This is a genomic window from Candidatus Pseudomonas auctus, from assembly GCF_048654275.1.
Classification (GTDB): domain Bacteria; phylum Pseudomonadota; class Gammaproteobacteria; order Pseudomonadales; family Pseudomonadaceae; genus Aquipseudomonas; species Aquipseudomonas pharyngis.
Genome location: NZ_JBJYZK010000009.1, coordinates 131,278 through 145,241 on the forward strand (window position 1 = coordinate 131,278; position 13,964 = coordinate 145,241).

Genomic DNA, 13,964 nt, shown 5'->3' on the forward strand with positions numbered 1-13,964 from the left:
GATTTATAACCGTGCTTCGATGCTGACCCAGTACGGGTTGTGCCAGGTGACACGGATCGGCAGAGAACGCTCCAGCAGCTGCAGGGTGCGGTCGCTGTCGTCCAGCGGATAGAGACCGCTGAGGCGCAAACCGGCGACCTCGGGACTCAGGTGCAGGATGCCGCGACGGTAGCTGCGCAGGCTGTCGATGACTTCGCTCAAGGGGCGATCACGCACTTCAAGCCGCCCTTGCACCCAGGCACTTTCCTGCCCTTTGCTGTGTTCCAGCGCGAGGATTTCCTGAGCGTTGAACAGCAGACTTTCGCCCGCCTCCACCACTTGCCGCGCGCCGCTGGCGGTGACCACTTCGACCTGTGAATGCAGCATCACCAGCCGCGTTGAATCCTCACCGCGCTGCACCAGGAATTTGGTCCCGAGCGCGCGCATCCGCCCATGCTCGGTTTCGACCACAAAGGGGCGTCCCAGATTTTTCGCCACATCGATCAGCAGTTCACCGCTGCGCAAGTCCAGCAGACGCTCAAGATTGTTGAAGCGCGGCACCACGCGGCTGCGGGCATTGAGGGTCAGGGCGCTGCCATCCTCCAGCGTGAACGCCCGACGCTCGCCCGTTCCGGTCGACAACTCGCCGGCCTCCGGCAGCCAGCCATAGCGTCGCCCGAGCAGACCCGCCAGCACCGCGATCCCGAGCACACTCAAACTGCCGCTGAGGAATCGACGCCGACTGGACGGCGCATTCAGGCTGTGCAGGACACTTTCACGCGGCAAGCCGCGCAGGTTAGCATGGCGCAGCAGGTTCAACCCGCCACCCATTTGCTCGATGATTTGCTGATGCCGTGGATCCGCCGTGCGCCAGGCGTCGAAGGCCGCGCGCTCCTGCAAGCTGACGTGCCCCGATTGCAGCAGCGCCATCCATTGCGCGGCTTCGTCGATCAGCGTGTCGTCCGGCCTCATGCCTGCATCGCCTGATAGCAACGTTTGAATGCCTCGACCATGTATTGCTGCACTCGGCTGGTGGACACGCCGAGGCGTTCGCCGATTTCGCTGTAGGTCAGGCCATCGAGCTGGTGATAGAGAAATGCAGCCTTGGCCTTGGCCGACAGGCCGTTGAGCAAGCGATCCACCGCCAGCAGCGTTTCGATCACCAATTCCCGTTCCTCGGGCGACGGGTGCACCGGTTCCGGCGCCAAGGCAAGGCTTTGCAGATAAGCGCGCTCCAGATCCTGCCGGCGCCAGCCTTCATAGACCAGCCGCCGCGCAATCGTGGTCAACAGCGCGCGGGGTTCGCGAATCGCCAGCGGATCGGGCAGTGCCAAAACCCGAAGAAAAGTTTCCGAAGCGATGTCCTGCGCGCTGTGCGGGCAGCCGAGGGTACGACTGACCGCCGCGCACAACCATCGGTAGTCCTTTTGGAACATTTGCCCGATGACCTGGTAATGCGGGTTGTGACTCCCCATGCCTTACTCCCTGAAAACGGGCTCCACCCGCTGCGAAAATCCATGGATACGCCGGGATCTTCCGGCGGTGATCAAGGGTGCGACTGTGCAATAGCGCCGGATACATTTGAAGTAATAAAAAATCAGGATCAGCAAACCTTTGAGAATAAGGCACGCCGTCGGCACGGCAACATTGCCTGACACAACGTTGATCTCGATCAGTGGCGCCCCCCACGCCAGTCTCTAACCTTGCGCCTCCATCGATAGCCACGGACGGCTCACCGGGAGCCTGCGGCTGAACTTTCAAGGAAGAGCAATCATGCGATCACTCAACATCATTCTTCTGTCGTCGGCGTTCAACGGCTTGACCCAGCGCGCGTGGCTGGAACTGCGCCAAGCCGGGCACTCACCCAGTGTGGTGCTGTTCACCGATGAAGCCGCCGTGTGCGAACAGATCGAAAACAGCGGCGCTGACCTGGTGATCTGCCCTTTCCTCAAGGACCGCGTTCCCCACGCGCTGTGGAGCAACCCGCAGCGTCCGGTGGTGATCATCCACCCGGGCATCGTCGGCGATCGCGGTGCCAGCGCACTGGATTGGGCGATCATGCGCGAGCTGCCGTCCTGGGGCGTGACCGCCCTGCAAGCGGTGGAAGAAATGGACGCCGGCCCGGTCTGGGCCACCTGCGAATTCAACCTGCCGACCGGCCTGCGCAAATCCGAGCTGTACAACGGGCGAGTCAGCGACGCGGCGATCCGTTGCATCCGTGAGGTGGTGGAAAAATTCATCGACGGCTTCGTGCCGGTGGCGCTGGACTACAACGATCCCAAGGTTCGTGGACGCTTGCAGCCGAACATGAAACAGGACGATCGCACCTTCAGCTGGCACGACTGCTCGCGCTTCATCAAGCGCTGCATCGATGCGGCGGACGGCCAGCCCGGCGTACTCGCCAGCCTGGCCGGCGGGCAGTATTACGTGTACGACGCACACCTCGATCATCGCACCGGCATGCCCGGCGAGATTCTCGCGGTACACGACGACGCGGTACTGGTGGCGACCGGTGATCACAGCCTGTGGATCGGCTCGCTGCGGCGCAAACCGCAACCGGGCGAAGAAACCTTCAAGCGTCCGGCGCGGCATGTACTGGCCGGGAAGTTGTCTGGCGTGCCGGTGCTGGACTGGTCGATTGCCAACGCGCCGTTCACTGACGAGATGTATCAGCCGATTCGTTATCGCGAGTCCGGTCAGGTCGGCGAGCTGACGCTGGAGTTCTACAACGGCGCCATGAGCACCGAGCAATGCCAGCGTATGGCCGAGGCGCTGCGTTGGGCCAAATCCCGCGACACTCAGGTGCTGTTGATCAAGGGCGGTCGCGGCAGTTTTTCCAACGGTGTGCATTTGAATGTGATCCAGGCCGCCGAAGATCCGGGTGCCGAAGCCTGGGCCAACATCCAGGCCATCGATGATGTGTGCAAAGAATTGCTCAGCGCACGGCAACTGGTGGTCAGCGGGGTTACCGGCAATGCCGGCGCCGGTGGTGTGATGCTCGCCCTGGCGGCTGACATTGTGTTTGCCCGCGCCGATATCGTGCTTAACCCGCATTACAAGAGCATGGGCCTGTATGGCTCGGAATACTGGACCTACAGCCTGCCCCGCGCCGTCGGCCCGGCCATGGCGGAACAATTGACCCAGGCCTGTCTGCCGGTCAGCGCGGCTCAGGCGCTGCAACTGGGCATGGTTCAGGAAATCGGCCCGCGCTGCCCGGACGAGTTCTCGCTGTGGCTGCTGCAACGGGCCAACAGCGTGCTGAGCGATCCGACTTATGCGCCGGTGCGCGAACGCAAGCTGCGGGTCGATCATGTGTTGATTCGTCAGTGCCGCGAGGCTGAGTTGCAGGAGATGCAGGAAGACATGCTGTACAACCGCAATCAGTTTGCCGAGAAGTGCCGGAATTTTGTGTATAAGCGCAAGACTTGCTGCACGCCGGCGCGGTTGGTGGAGGAATGGGCGCGGGTGGTTGATACCGAGCTGGTCAGTTGATCGGCGGCGTCTGTTTTTCCCCTCACCCTAGCCCTCTCCCGGAGGGAGAGGGAACCGATCGGGGGAAATTGAGGAGTTACATCGACTTGAAAGATCTGCTTTGAATCCATAATCGACACGATTTTTCAGGTCGATGTACAGCGCAAGACAACTCGGTCAGTCCCCTCTCCCTCCGGGAGAGGGCTAGGGTGAGGGGCTTTTGACTTACAATGCCCCAACCTCAACCACCGGCCCGCCCATGGACATTGACCTCGCCCGCACCTTTCTGGAAATCGTCCGCCACGGCAGCCTCGCCGCGGCGGCTGAAAAGCTGTTTGTCACGCAAACGGCAATCACCGCCCGGGTCCAGAAACTCGAAAGCCAATTGGGCAGCACGCTGTTCGTGCGCAACCGTGCCGGTGCGCGGCTGACCGCCAACGGCGAGGCCTTCGTGGTCTACGCCAATCAGCTGGTGCAGACCTGGGAAGCCGCACGCCGCGACCTGCCCTTGCCCGAGGGCTATCACAATGTGCTGCACATCGGTGGCGAGGTCAGCCTGTGCAACCCGTTGATGCTCAGTTGGGCCGCCGAATTGCGCGAGAAAATCCCCGGCCACGCCTTGCGCATGGAGATCCGCGATGGTGAAAACCTGCTGCGTCAGCTAGAACTGGGGGTGCTCGATGCGGCGCTGGTCTATCAGCCGGAATACTGGCCGGGGCTACAGGTCGAGCAAGTGCTGGAAGAGAAACTGATTCTGGTGACCACGCCCGGCCGCCCTGCCCCTTACGTGTACATCGACTGGGGCCCGGATTTCCGCCGCCAGCACGACGCCGCCCTGCCGGAAAAAGCCAAGGCTGCCCTGAGCTTCAACCTCGGCCCGCTGGCCCTGCAATACATTCTGGAGAACGGCGGCAGCGGCTATTTCCGGACCCGGGTCGTGCGTACTTATCTGGAAAGCGGCGCACTGGAGCCGGTGACCAAAGCCCCGGAATTCGGCTACCCGACCTACCTCGTCTACTCCCGCGACCGTGACTCGGCGATCCTGCAACAGGCGTTCGACCTGCTGCGTGAGGTGATCAGAGCCGATGACGACTGGTCGCAGCGCTGGAACCCGTTGAGCTGACGGCCGCTATGCACCGGAGCATGGCACTTGTGACCTGAAGGTTGGCGCTGCACAAACGGCCGGATCGGCTACGCTGCCGGGATAACGACAATATCCGCAGGTGAGCGCAGTGAGGCAGACCACCGAGGCATTTCGCAGCCGCTACCGGGCGGCGATTCATCCCCGCTACAACCCATGGCTGCACGGCGCGTTCGTGCTGCTGTTCGGCATGCTGGCCATCGGCGCGTTCTGGAGCAGCGTGCACCAGGTGCGGCCGCTGGAATGGCTGACCGTGCCGCTGACCCTGCTGTTCTTCAATTTCGGCGTGTACATGGTGCACCGCCACCTCGGCCACCACAAAAAGAGCTTCGCGCGGATGTTCTACGCCCGGCATGCCGGCGATCATCACAGTTTCTTCACCCCCGGCCACATGACCTACGACGGCGCCCGCGACTGGCGGGTGATCCTGTTCCCGGCCTGGCTGATTGTCCTGCACACGCTGGCGATCACCCTGCCCCTGTGGTGGCTGTTCGCGCAGGTCAACAGCAACGTCGCCGGACTGTTCGGTGGCTGCATGGTGTTCGGTTACCTGACCTATGAAGTGTTTCACGCATGCGAGCATCTGCCGCCGCAGAACCCGCTGACCCGCCTGCCGTGGATCCGCCAGATGCGCCGTCTGCACGAATTGCATCACCGTCGCGAGCACATGCAGGAGCGTAATTTCAATATCGTTTTTCCGCTGATGGACTACCTGTTCGGCACCCTCTACCGGGAGCCGGAAATCGCCCCTTTGACCGATTCGAGAACGCCCATGACCCGCATGCAGCACACAGTCGATATCGCCGGTGATCCGATTGCCGTCCTCGCCTACGCCGCCACCGTCAGTCGCTGGCCGGAGTGGCACCCGTCTTCGCTGAAGATCGACGGCCCGAGCGGTGCGTTGCATGCCGGTGCGCGATTCGACGAGGACATTCACGCCGGCGGTCGCGAGGGGCATTTGCGCTGGGAGGTCACCGAGTACCTGCCCGGCCGACGCTGGTGCGCCCGGGCCCAGGGTGATCAGGGTCTGTCGTTGCGGCTGACCTATGAATGCTCGGCGCACAACGCTGCCACGCGGTTCGTGCGCACCCTCGATTACCAGTTCGAAGGGATCGGCCTGCGCATCGCCAACCATCTGCTGCTCAAGCGGCGCATCGAGCGCGAGTCGGCAACGTCGATGCTGGCCCTGCGCGACATGGCCACCCGGCATCTCGCACTCGCGGGAGCCCACGTGTGAGATGGCGTTATCTGGTGTTGCTGCTGGTTGTCGGGGTTCTGGGCTTTTTGCTGTTGATGCCGACCAGGGTCGAGCCCGTGGCCTGGACGCCGCAACCGGCGCCCTCGCTGACCGAGGGCCAGTACGCTGACAATCAGCGGCTCAAGGGCGCGGCGCAAGTCGGCCCGAGTAACATCGAAGGCCCGGAAGCGCTGCTGCTGGAAAACGACTTTCTGATCACCGGACTGCACGACGGACGCCTGCTGCGCACCAGTCTCGATGGCCAGCAGCGCAAGGTGCTGGCCGATACCGGCGGCCGGCCGCTGGGGCTGGCGCGGCATCCCAACGGTTTGCTGGTGATCGCCGACGGGGTCAAGGGTTTGCTATCCCTTGATGCACAGGGGCAACTGGTGGCGCTGACCACCGAAGCCAATGGCCTGCCGTTCGGGTTTACCGATGACGTGGCCATCGACAAGTCCGGGCATTACGCCTACTTCAGCGATGCCTCCAGTCGCTGGGGTTATGGCCACGATGGCGAAGCGATCATCGAGCATGGCGGCGACGGGCGCCTGCTGCGTTACGACTTCCAGACCGGAAAAACCAGCGTATTGCTGGACAGGCTGGAGTTCGCCAACGGCGTGACCCTCGGCCCGGAAGACGCCTATGTGCTGGTCAACGAAACCGGCGCCTACCGTATCAGCCGCTATTGGCTGACCGGGCCCAAGGCCGGCACCCACGATCTGTTCATCGACAACCTGCCGGGGCTGCCGGACAACCTGGCGTTTAATGGTCGGGATCGTTTCTGGGTGGCGTTGTACACGCCTCGCAATCCGTTGCTCGACCGCACCGCCGCCCACCCTTTCGTGCGCAAGATGCTGGTGCGGGCGATGACCGTGCTGCCCAAACCGGTGGAAAAGCGCGGGTTCGTGCTGGGGCTGGATCTGGAGGGCAAGGTGATCGCCAATCTGCAGGATGCCAGCGCTGGCAATTACTCGCCGATCACCACGGTGCGCGAGTATGGCGACTGGTTGTATTTCGGCTCGCTGAAGGCGACGCACATGGCGCGGATGCCATTGGACGCCGCCTTGAAGTGAGGCCCTGGACTTTGTATTGAGTCGACTGGCCCTATCGCCAGCAGGCTGGCTCCCACAAAGAATTTGCATCCCAAATGTGGGAGCCAGCCTGCTGGCGATAGCGGATAGTCAGTTACTGGATCTATCGAAGGTTTCCGGGTCTTCGTCCTCCGGCACTTCCTCGCTCTTGCGGTCCTCTTCAGGATTACGGACGGTATGCGCCGGACTGTTGGGCTCGGGATGGGTGGGAACCGGGTCGAATGCGCCCTGTTCTTCACTGGGGAATTTTGGATCTTTCATAAGGCACCTCGTTGAGAGTCGCAATGTGAAGACTCTGAACATTCGAGGTGCCGGTCGGGGCTGTCGTTCCAGTCAATTCACCACCGCAGGCCGGTGGTGCGACTGACGGTCAGGATCGAGCCTGCAACTGCTCGACGATCTTGTCTTTGACCTGTAGGCGTTTCTCTTTCAGTTTCTTCAGGGTGTCGTCACTGGGCGCATCCGAAGTCGCCGTCTCGGCCTTGACGACGTCGGCGTCCGCCTGGGAATACTTGTTGATCAGTGCATCCAGATGTGGATCCGCGGTGCGTCGTTGCTGGATCTCTTCCTTTGTAAGTTTCAAGTCCTGTAACAAATCATGGGTCACCGGCATGGAACACCTCCGTCAGTTGATCGGCAGCCAACGCGACCGATTGCGCTGGCCAAGTATCAGAATGGCCTCGGTTGGCCACTTCTGTCGACCACCTGTCAGACCAGCGGTGTCCGTTCGTCGCCCATTCGCAAATGCGATAAAACCTTTGGTCGGCGAACTCCCTCCATTGAATAACGCTCACAAAAACCTGCGTGGAGAAACACCAATGGACGGATTCAAACTGCGTCATCTCTTTCTGGCCGTTGCGTTGAGCACCGGCATTGGCTCGGCTTTCGCCGCTACCGACAACGATTTTGTCGACAACGCAGCGGCCGGCGGCATCGCCGAAATCGAAACCAGTCGCCTGGCGCTGGAAAAAAGCCAATCCGCCGACATCAAAGCGTTTGCCAACATGATGATCACCGACCACGGCAAGGCCAACGATGAACTGGCGACGATTGCCAAGGCCAACGACATCGAGGTGCCGGACACCACGACCCTGGTCAAACAGGCCAAGGAAAAAATACTCGAAGTCCGTGATGAGTCGTTCGACGCCGCCTATGCCAACAATCAGGTGAAGGCTCACGAAGAAACCATCGAGCTGTTCAAGAAACAAGCCAACACCGTGACCGACGACAAAGTCAAAGGCGCCACCGAACTCAAAGCCTTTGCGCAGAAAATGCTGCCGGCACTGGAGAAACACCTGGCCCACGCCAAAGAGCTGCAGGCCAAACACCCCAGCAAGTAATCGCCAGGTACGCAAAGAGGCCGCCTCCATTGGACGCGGCCTCTTTGCGTTGGGGCTTTGTTGCAGGCAAGAGATCAGCATTCCTGGCCGCGCCGACTAGAGTTACGGGTGCGTTACTTGCGGCAGATCAAAAATATCCTCGGGGGAACGAACAACTATTTCGAACGGCCAAGGTCATTCACTTCGCGCCGGTCATTTCCCGAAGAACCGGCCCCCAATTCGCAATGGAGCAACAGGCACATGGCAGCACTGCAGAACAGCACACTCGATGCGATTAAAAACAATCAGGTTCAACTGCTGGGCGAATGGATCAAGGGACTGCAAGACAGCGGCGCCACCCGCAATCTCAAAGAACACGACTTGCAGCAGCAGACCAGTGAATTCCTGCAACTGGTGGTCAGTGGCCTGAAAAACGACAGCGGCACCAACATCACCGCGCCGGGCTGGGAAGGCATGCGCCAGTTCCTCGAAAAACTCTCCCACAGCCGTGCCCAGCTCGGTCAGGATTCACAGCAGACCGCCAGCTTCATTTTCTCGCTCAAGGGCCCGCTGTTCGCCCTGCTGCAAAACCATTATCAGGACCAGCCCGCCCTGCTCGCCGAACAGCTTTGGGAAATTTCCGAATTGTTCGATGCTTTCGGCCTGTACACCATTCGCACGTTCCAGAAGTCCCGTGAAGCGGTGATCAAGCGCCAGCAGGAAGAACTGCTGGAGTTGTCGACCCCGGTGGTCAAGCTGTGGGACGGCGTGCTCGCGCTGCCGATGATCGGCACCCTCGACTCGCAACGTACCCAAGTGGTGATGGAATCGCTGCTGCAACGCATCGTCGACACCGGCTCGGAAATCGCCATCATCGACATCACCGGCGTGCCGACCGTCGACACGCTGGTCGCCCAACACCTGCTCAAGACCGTGACCGCGATCCGCCTGATGGGCGCCGACTGCATCATCAGCGGCGTGCGTCCGCAGATTGCGCAGACCATCGTCCACCTGGGCCTCGACCTGCAAGGCGTGGTCACCAAAGCCAATCTGGCCGACGCACTGAAGCTGGCCCTGACCCGTCTGGGCATCACCCTCACCAAGACGGTCTGAACAATGGAACGTATCCCGATTCTTCAGATGGGTGACTTCCTGCTGGTGACCATCCAGGTCGACATGCACGACCAACTCGCCCTCACCCTCCAGGACGACCTGTCCGAACGCATCAGCAAAACCTCCGCGCGCGGGGTGCTGATCGACATCTCGGCGCTGGACATGGTCGATTCGTTCATTGGCCGGATGATCGGCACCATTTCCGGCCTGTCGAAAATCATGGATGCCGAAACCATGCTCGTCGGCATGCAGCCGGCGGTCGCCATTACCCTGGTCGAGCTCGGTCTGTACCTGCCGGGCGTCAGTACCGCGCTGAACGTCGAGCGCGGCATGAAACTGCTGCAGGAACGAGTACGCCAGCAATGACCGTGCGCAGCAGCGGTACCCAACCGATCAACATCGAGCAGGACGTGGTGCTGGCCCGGCAACAGGCGCGCAAACTGGCCACCGAATGCGGCATGCGCCTGATCGACCTGACCAAACTGGTGACCGCCGTCAGCGAGCTGGCGCGCAACACCATGGTGTATGGCGGGGGTGGCGACATGGACTGGCAGATCCTCGACGACAACCACAAGGTCGGCCTGCGCCTGACGTTCCGCGACGAAGGCCCGGGCATTCCCGACATCAAACTGGCGATGACCGACGGCTGGACCTCCGGCAGCGGTCTGGGCCTGGGCCTGACCGGGGCAAAGCGTCTCGTGGACGAATTTGAACTGGACACCGAGCCCGGCAAAGGCACTCGCATAACGATCACCCGATGGACATGAACATCAGCGGGACATTGACCCAGGTGTTGGTGATCGAGGACAGCAGCCAGATCGGCCATGCCCGGCGTACGGCCCAGCGTCTGGCCGAGCAACACGGTTTTGGCGAAAGCGATGCCGGCCGCGTCGCGCTGGTGGCCACGGAGCTGGCGAGCAATGTGCTCAAGCATGCCGGGCGCGGGGAATTGCACCTGCGCCTGTTGCCCCGTCAGGGTGACGACGGCATCGAGATGATTGCGGTCGACCGTGCCCAGGGGTTTGATCTGGACGCGTGTCTGGCGGACGGCTTTTCCACCGGTGGCACTCAGGGCATCGGCCTCGGTGCAGTGGCTCGACAGGCGGATATCTTCGACGTATTTGCCGATCATCGCGGCGCCGTGCTGCTGGCTCGTCTGTACCCGCGCAGCGACCGTCAAGCGGATCTGCCGTATGGAGTCAGCCAGCACTCGCTGCACAACGATCCAGCCTGCGGCGACGTCTGGCATCTGGCGATTCATGGCCGTGACATCAGTGCCCTGATCGTCGACGGTCTGGGCCATGGCGAGGACGCCGAGCGTGCGGCCCGTGCAGGAGAGAAAGCCTTTGCCCTGAGCCCGTTCGGAGCGCCGACGCTGCTGATGGAAGACATGCACCGCGAGATGATCGGGAGCCGGGGTGGCGCAGTGGCATTCGCGCAGTTTCACGCAGGGCGTGCCAGTCTGTCGTTCACCGGTGTCGGTAACATCGGTGCCAGCCTGATCGCCTCCGACAAGTCGCGCGGACTGGCCTCGCATCCAGGGATAGTCGGCGGCCAATACCGAAAAGCCCAGCCCTTTGACTATGCTCACGTGAACGGACATCTATTGATCATGTACAGCGATGGCTTGCAGTCCCGTTGGAACCTTCAAGACTACCCCGGTCTGGTGCATCGCCATCCCGCCGTGATAGCCACCGTCCTGCACCGCGATTTCTGTCGCGGGCGCGACGATGTAACGGTGCTGGTCGTTGCCCTGGAGGCAGCCCATGGCTGAGTCCCCGACACTGAGCAATGCCGAACAGGCTGCGTTGATCGCCCAGTTGCAGAGCGAAACCGCTGCGTTGCGTGAAGAGCTCGACGAAACCAATCAGGGCGTACTCGCGCTGTACGCCGAACTCGACACCCAGGCCGAACAACTGCGCCAGGCGTCCGACCTGAAAAGCCGCTTCTTGTCGTACATGAGTCACGAGTTCCGCACACCGCTGGGCTCGATCCTGAGCATCAACAGCCTGCTGGCCGACGAACTCGACGGCCCGCTCAGCCCCGAGCAGCACAAACAGGTGGCCTTCGTCAGCAGCGCCGCCCGGGAACTCAGTGACATGGTCGACGACCTGCTCGATCTGGCGAAGATCGAGGCCGGACGCATCAGTATTTCTGCGGCGTGGTTCGACATGTTCGACCTGTTCGCGGCGTTGCGCGGAATGTTCCGGCCGATTGTCGACGCCACCGCCGTCGACCTGATTTTCGAGGAGCCGGTAGGCCTGCCGCGTCTCTATACCGACGACAAGAAGCTCGCGCAGATTCTGCGCAACTTCATTTCCAACTCGCTGAAATTCACCACCCGTGGCGAAGTCCGGATCTCGGCGCGCCTTGAAGGTGAGGACAAGGTGCGGTTCGCCGTCAGCGACACCGGCATCGGCATCGCCCCCGAACTGCACGGCACGTTGTTCGAGGACTTTTCACAGGTTGACTCTCCTTTGCAAAAACGCCTGCGCGGCACCGGGCTCGGATTGTCCCTGTGCAAACGCTTCGCCGAATTGCTCGGTGGCGAGGTCGGCGTCCAGAGTACCCCGAGCGTGGGTTCGTGCTTTTTCGTGATCATCCCGTTGGCGATCGCCCAGGAGAGCGTCGATGAAACATGACATCCGTCTGTTGATTGTCGACGACAACGTCGCCACCCGTTACGCCTTGCGCCGACGGCTGGAACGCCACGGCTATGAGGTGTCAGAGGCCGGCACCGGTGGCGAAGGCCTGGCGTTGATCGCCAGTGAAAAGCTCGACGCGTTGATTCTCGACGTCAACCTGCCGGACATGAGCGGCTTCGATATTGTCCGCGAACTGCGCGCCGACGCCCGCACCGCCCTGCTCCCGGTGATCCACGTGTCGGCCGCGTCGATCCAGACCGGCGACATCATCACCGGCCTCGATGCCGGGGCCGATGCGTATCTGATTCACCCGGTCGATCCCGATGTGCTGCTGGCAACATTGCGCACCCTGCTTCGGGTGCGCGACACGGAGAACGCGTTGCGCGAAAGCGAGGCGCGTTTCCGCGAGATCTTCGTCAACATCTCCGCGCCCATCGCGGTGCTGGATGCCGACCTGAAAGTCCACGAGTGCAACCACGCTTTCTCCCAACTGATCCAAGACAACCGCGACCCGCAGACCCTCAGCGAATGCTTCGCCGAGGATCAGAGCGCGATCCTCGACGAACTGCGCCTGCGGCTGGTGGATGGCGAACGCTGGAAAGGCACGCTGAACATGCGCGTGCAGGGCGAGATCCGTGAGACCGAGTGGCAAATTTCCCCCTACCGCACCCCGAAACTGAGCCTGGTGTTCGTCGAAGACGTCACTGAACACCGTCACCGCGAACGTTCGCACCTGGCGCGGCTGGACGACACCACCACGCAACTGGCCAAGGAAGTCGCCGACCGGGTGCGTGCCGAATCGCAACTGCTGCAAGTACAGAAAATGGATGCGCTGGGCAAACTCACCGGCGGCATCGCCCACGACTTCAACAACCTCCTGACCGGGATCATCACCAGCCTCGAACTGATCCAGAAACGCGTCGCCGATGCGCGCCCGGACAAGGTCCAGTTCTATGCCGAAGCGGCCCTGAGTTCGGCGATGAGCGCGGCCTCGCTCACCCATCGCCTGCTGGCTTTTGCCCGCCAGCAACCGCTCGACACCCGTCCGGTGGACATCAACAAGCACGTCCGCTCGCTGGAAGAATTGCTGGTGCGCACCATCGGCGAACGCATCGCCCTCAAACTGGAAATGACCACCAAACCTGCCATCGCGCTGGTCGATCCGATCCAGCTCGAAAGCGCAGTGCTCAACCTGGTGATCAACGCCCGGGACGCATTGCCACGGGGCGGCAATATCTGGGTCAGCACTTACGCGGCGTATTCCCACGGCGACCCGAACCTCGCCGATGGTTCCTATGTGGCGCTATCGGTGCGCGATGACGGTACCGGCATCGAGCACAGCGTCATCGATAAGGTGTTCGAGCCGTTTTTCACCACCAAACCGCTGGGCCAGGGCACCGGGTTGGGGCTGTCGACGATCTACGGTTTCGCTCGTCAATCCGGTGGCGATGCGCACATCCGCAGCGTGGCGCGACGCGGCACCGAAGTGACGATCATGCTGCCGGCCACCAGTGATCCGACCGCTGTCGATGTGGCCCCTGTGACCATCGATCCGCAAGGCTCGGGCGAACATGTGTTGATCGTCGAAGACATGCCGGCCGTGCGCCTGTTCGTCACCGAAGTGCTGGAGGACGCCGGTTACCGCTGCACCCAGGCCGGCGACATCGAAACCGCACTGGAACGCTTGCAGAACGACCCGTCGATCGACCTGCTGCTGACCGATGTGGGTCTGCCTCGCATGACCGGCCGTGAACTGGCGGACGTTGCCCGGGGCTGGCGTGAAGCGCTGCCGATCCTGTTCATGACCGGTTACGCGGAAACCGCGATCAACCGCCAGGTGTTCCTCGGGGCCGGCATGGAGATGCTGGTCAAACCGTTCCAGATCCGCGAGTTGCTGGACAAGGTGCGCCGCACGCTCGACGGCGCCTGATACACCGCCATTGCGTGCAAGCCCGCGATGAGGCCCGC

General features: G+C 62.0%; 15 protein-coding genes. 11 read left to right on the forward strand and 4 right to left on the reverse strand.

What is annotated here, in order from left to right:
- Positions 1–3: 3 nt before the first annotated feature.
- Together ACKUG4_RS18035 and ACKUG4_RS18040 are read right to left on the reverse strand one after the other, a co-directional pair.
- Positions 4–951 (reverse strand): FecR domain-containing protein, encoded by a 948-nt coding sequence (locus ACKUG4_RS18035; RefSeq protein ID WP_085646812.1) that lies wholly within the window; start codon positions 949–951, stop codon positions 4–6.
- A complete protein-coding gene (locus ACKUG4_RS18040; RefSeq protein ID WP_011334510.1) occupies positions 948–1,454 on the reverse strand; it encodes a sigma-70 family RNA polymerase sigma factor in 507 nt (168 codons plus the stop codon). Before ACKUG4_RS18040 ends, ACKUG4_RS18035 begins: the two co-directional genes overlap by 4 nt.
- Before the next feature lie 298 nt (positions 1,455–1,752).
- On the opposite strand from ACKUG4_RS18040, the gene ACKUG4_RS18045 reads away from it, so the two are divergent.
- The 4 genes from ACKUG4_RS18045 (at position 1,753) to ACKUG4_RS18060 (ending at position 6,901) form a co-directional block, all read left to right on the forward strand.
- Positions 1,753–3,471: a hydrogenase maturation protein gene (locus ACKUG4_RS18045; protein ID WP_445434529.1), complete on the forward strand. Its 1,719-nt coding sequence runs from the start codon at positions 1,753–1,755 to the stop codon at positions 3,469–3,471.
- 238 nt (positions 3,472–3,709) lie between these two features.
- On the forward strand, positions 3,710–4,573 hold the full coding sequence (locus ACKUG4_RS18050; RefSeq protein ID WP_039768849.1) for a LysR family transcriptional regulator: 864 nt from the start codon (positions 3,710–3,712) through the stop codon (positions 4,571–4,573).
- Positions 4,574–4,682: 109 nt separating this feature from the next.
- Entirely contained in the window at positions 4,683–5,828 is a 1,146-nt protein-coding gene (locus ACKUG4_RS18055) for an SRPBCC family protein (RefSeq protein WP_445434530.1), read from the forward strand.
- A 56-nt stretch (positions 5,829–5,884) separates the two neighbouring features.
- On the forward strand, positions 5,885–6,901 hold the full coding sequence (locus tag ACKUG4_RS18060) for an SMP-30/gluconolactonase/LRE family protein (RefSeq protein WP_371857713.1): 1,017 nt from the start codon (positions 5,885–5,887) through the stop codon (positions 6,899–6,901).
- Between the two features lie 108 nt (positions 6,902–7,009).
- Here the strand turns inward: ACKUG4_RS18060 and ACKUG4_RS18065 are convergent, their stop codons facing one another.
- Both ACKUG4_RS18065 and ACKUG4_RS18070 read right to left on the reverse strand, forming a co-directional pair.
- Positions 7,010–7,180 carry a hypothetical protein gene (locus ACKUG4_RS18065; protein WP_445434531.1) on the reverse strand — a complete coding sequence of 57 codons (171 nt, stop codon included), beginning with the start codon at positions 7,178–7,180 and terminating at the stop codon, positions 7,010–7,012.
- A gap of 109 nt (positions 7,181–7,289) precedes the next feature.
- Positions 7,290–7,532 carry an HP1242/YdcH family protein gene (locus ACKUG4_RS18070; protein WP_064597076.1) on the reverse strand — a complete coding sequence of 81 codons (243 nt, stop codon included), beginning with the start codon at positions 7,530–7,532 and terminating at the stop codon, positions 7,290–7,292.
- 205 nt (positions 7,533–7,737) lie between these two features.
- On the opposite strand from ACKUG4_RS18070, the gene ACKUG4_RS18075 reads away from it, so the two are divergent.
- From ACKUG4_RS18075 to ACKUG4_RS18105, 7 genes are all read left to right on the forward strand, one after another.
- A complete protein-coding gene (locus ACKUG4_RS18075; protein ID WP_085646817.1) occupies positions 7,738–8,259 on the forward strand; it encodes a DUF4142 domain-containing protein in 522 nt (173 codons plus the stop codon).
- Positions 8,260–8,499: 240 nt separating this feature from the next.
- Positions 8,500–9,351, forward strand: coding sequence for an STAS domain-containing protein (locus ACKUG4_RS18080; RefSeq protein WP_064597079.1), 852 nt, complete (start codon positions 8,500–8,502; stop codon positions 9,349–9,351).
- A gap of 3 nt (positions 9,352–9,354) precedes the next feature.
- Positions 9,355–9,717: an STAS domain-containing protein gene (locus ACKUG4_RS18085; protein ID WP_011334518.1), complete on the forward strand. Its 363-nt coding sequence runs from the start codon at positions 9,355–9,357 to the stop codon at positions 9,715–9,717.
- Positions 9,714–10,118 (forward strand): anti-sigma regulatory factor, encoded by a 405-nt coding sequence (locus ACKUG4_RS18090; protein ID WP_039768856.1) that lies wholly within the window; start codon positions 9,714–9,716, stop codon positions 10,116–10,118. Before ACKUG4_RS18085 ends, ACKUG4_RS18090 begins: the two co-directional genes overlap by 4 nt.
- Positions 10,115–11,125, forward strand: a complete 1,011-nt coding sequence (locus ACKUG4_RS18095; protein ID WP_445434587.1) for an ATP-binding protein — start codon at positions 10,115–10,117, stop codon at positions 11,123–11,125. The genes ACKUG4_RS18090 and ACKUG4_RS18095 overlap by 4 nt, the downstream gene beginning before the upstream one ends.
- The gene (locus ACKUG4_RS18100; protein ID WP_085646818.1) at positions 11,118–11,993 is read left to right on the forward strand and encodes a sensor histidine kinase; all 876 of its coding nucleotides are present in this window, start codon (positions 11,118–11,120) and stop codon (positions 11,991–11,993) included. Before ACKUG4_RS18095 ends, ACKUG4_RS18100 begins: the two co-directional genes overlap by 8 nt.
- Positions 11,983–13,926 carry a PAS domain-containing hybrid sensor histidine kinase/response regulator gene (locus ACKUG4_RS18105; protein WP_445434532.1) on the forward strand — a complete coding sequence of 648 codons (1,944 nt, stop codon included), beginning with the start codon at positions 11,983–11,985 and terminating at the stop codon, positions 13,924–13,926. The genes ACKUG4_RS18100 and ACKUG4_RS18105 overlap by 11 nt, the downstream gene beginning before the upstream one ends.
- Positions 13,927–13,964: the final 38 nt, after the last annotated feature.

What these genes read in the sequence shown, in the direction of transcription:
- ACKUG4_RS18035 (WP_085646812.1), bottom strand. Translation starts at nt 951, where the DNA reads ATGAGGCCGGACGACACGCTGATCGACGAAGCCGCGCAATGGATGGCG.
- ACKUG4_RS18040 (WP_011334510.1), bottom strand. Translation starts at nt 1,454, where the DNA reads ATGGGGAGTCACAACCCGCATTACCAGGTCATCGGGCAAATGTTCCAA.
- ACKUG4_RS18045 (WP_445434529.1), top strand. Translation starts at nt 1,753, where the DNA reads ATGCGATCACTCAACATCATTCTTCTGTCGTCGGCGTTCAACGGCTTG.
- ACKUG4_RS18050 (WP_039768849.1), top strand. Translation starts at nt 3,710, where the DNA reads ATGGACATTGACCTCGCCCGCACCTTTCTGGAAATCGTCCGCCACGGC.
- ACKUG4_RS18060 (WP_371857713.1), top strand. Translation starts at nt 5,885, where the DNA reads ATGCCGACCAGGGTCGAGCCCGTGGCCTGGACGCCGCAACCGGCGCCC.
- ACKUG4_RS18065 (WP_445434531.1), bottom strand. Translation starts at nt 7,180, where the DNA reads ATGAAAGATCCAAAATTCCCCAGTGAAGAACAGGGCGCATTCGACCCG.
- ACKUG4_RS18070 (WP_064597076.1), bottom strand. Translation starts at nt 7,532, where the DNA reads ATGCCGGTGACCCATGATTTGTTACAGGACTTGAAACTTACAAAGGAA.
- ACKUG4_RS18075 (WP_085646817.1), top strand. Translation starts at nt 7,738, where the DNA reads ATGGACGGATTCAAACTGCGTCATCTCTTTCTGGCCGTTGCGTTGAGC.
- ACKUG4_RS18080 (WP_064597079.1), top strand. Translation starts at nt 8,500, where the DNA reads ATGGCAGCACTGCAGAACAGCACACTCGATGCGATTAAAAACAATCAG.
- ACKUG4_RS18085 (WP_011334518.1), top strand. Translation starts at nt 9,355, where the DNA reads ATGGAACGTATCCCGATTCTTCAGATGGGTGACTTCCTGCTGGTGACC.
- ACKUG4_RS18090 (WP_039768856.1), top strand. Translation starts at nt 9,714, where the DNA reads ATGACCGTGCGCAGCAGCGGTACCCAACCGATCAACATCGAGCAGGAC.
- ACKUG4_RS18095 (WP_445434587.1), top strand. Translation starts at nt 10,115, where the DNA reads ATGAACATCAGCGGGACATTGACCCAGGTGTTGGTGATCGAGGACAGC.
- ACKUG4_RS18100 (WP_085646818.1), top strand. Translation starts at nt 11,118, where the DNA reads ATGGCTGAGTCCCCGACACTGAGCAATGCCGAACAGGCTGCGTTGATC.
- ACKUG4_RS18105 (WP_445434532.1), top strand. Translation starts at nt 11,983, where the DNA reads ATGAAACATGACATCCGTCTGTTGATTGTCGACGACAACGTCGCCACC.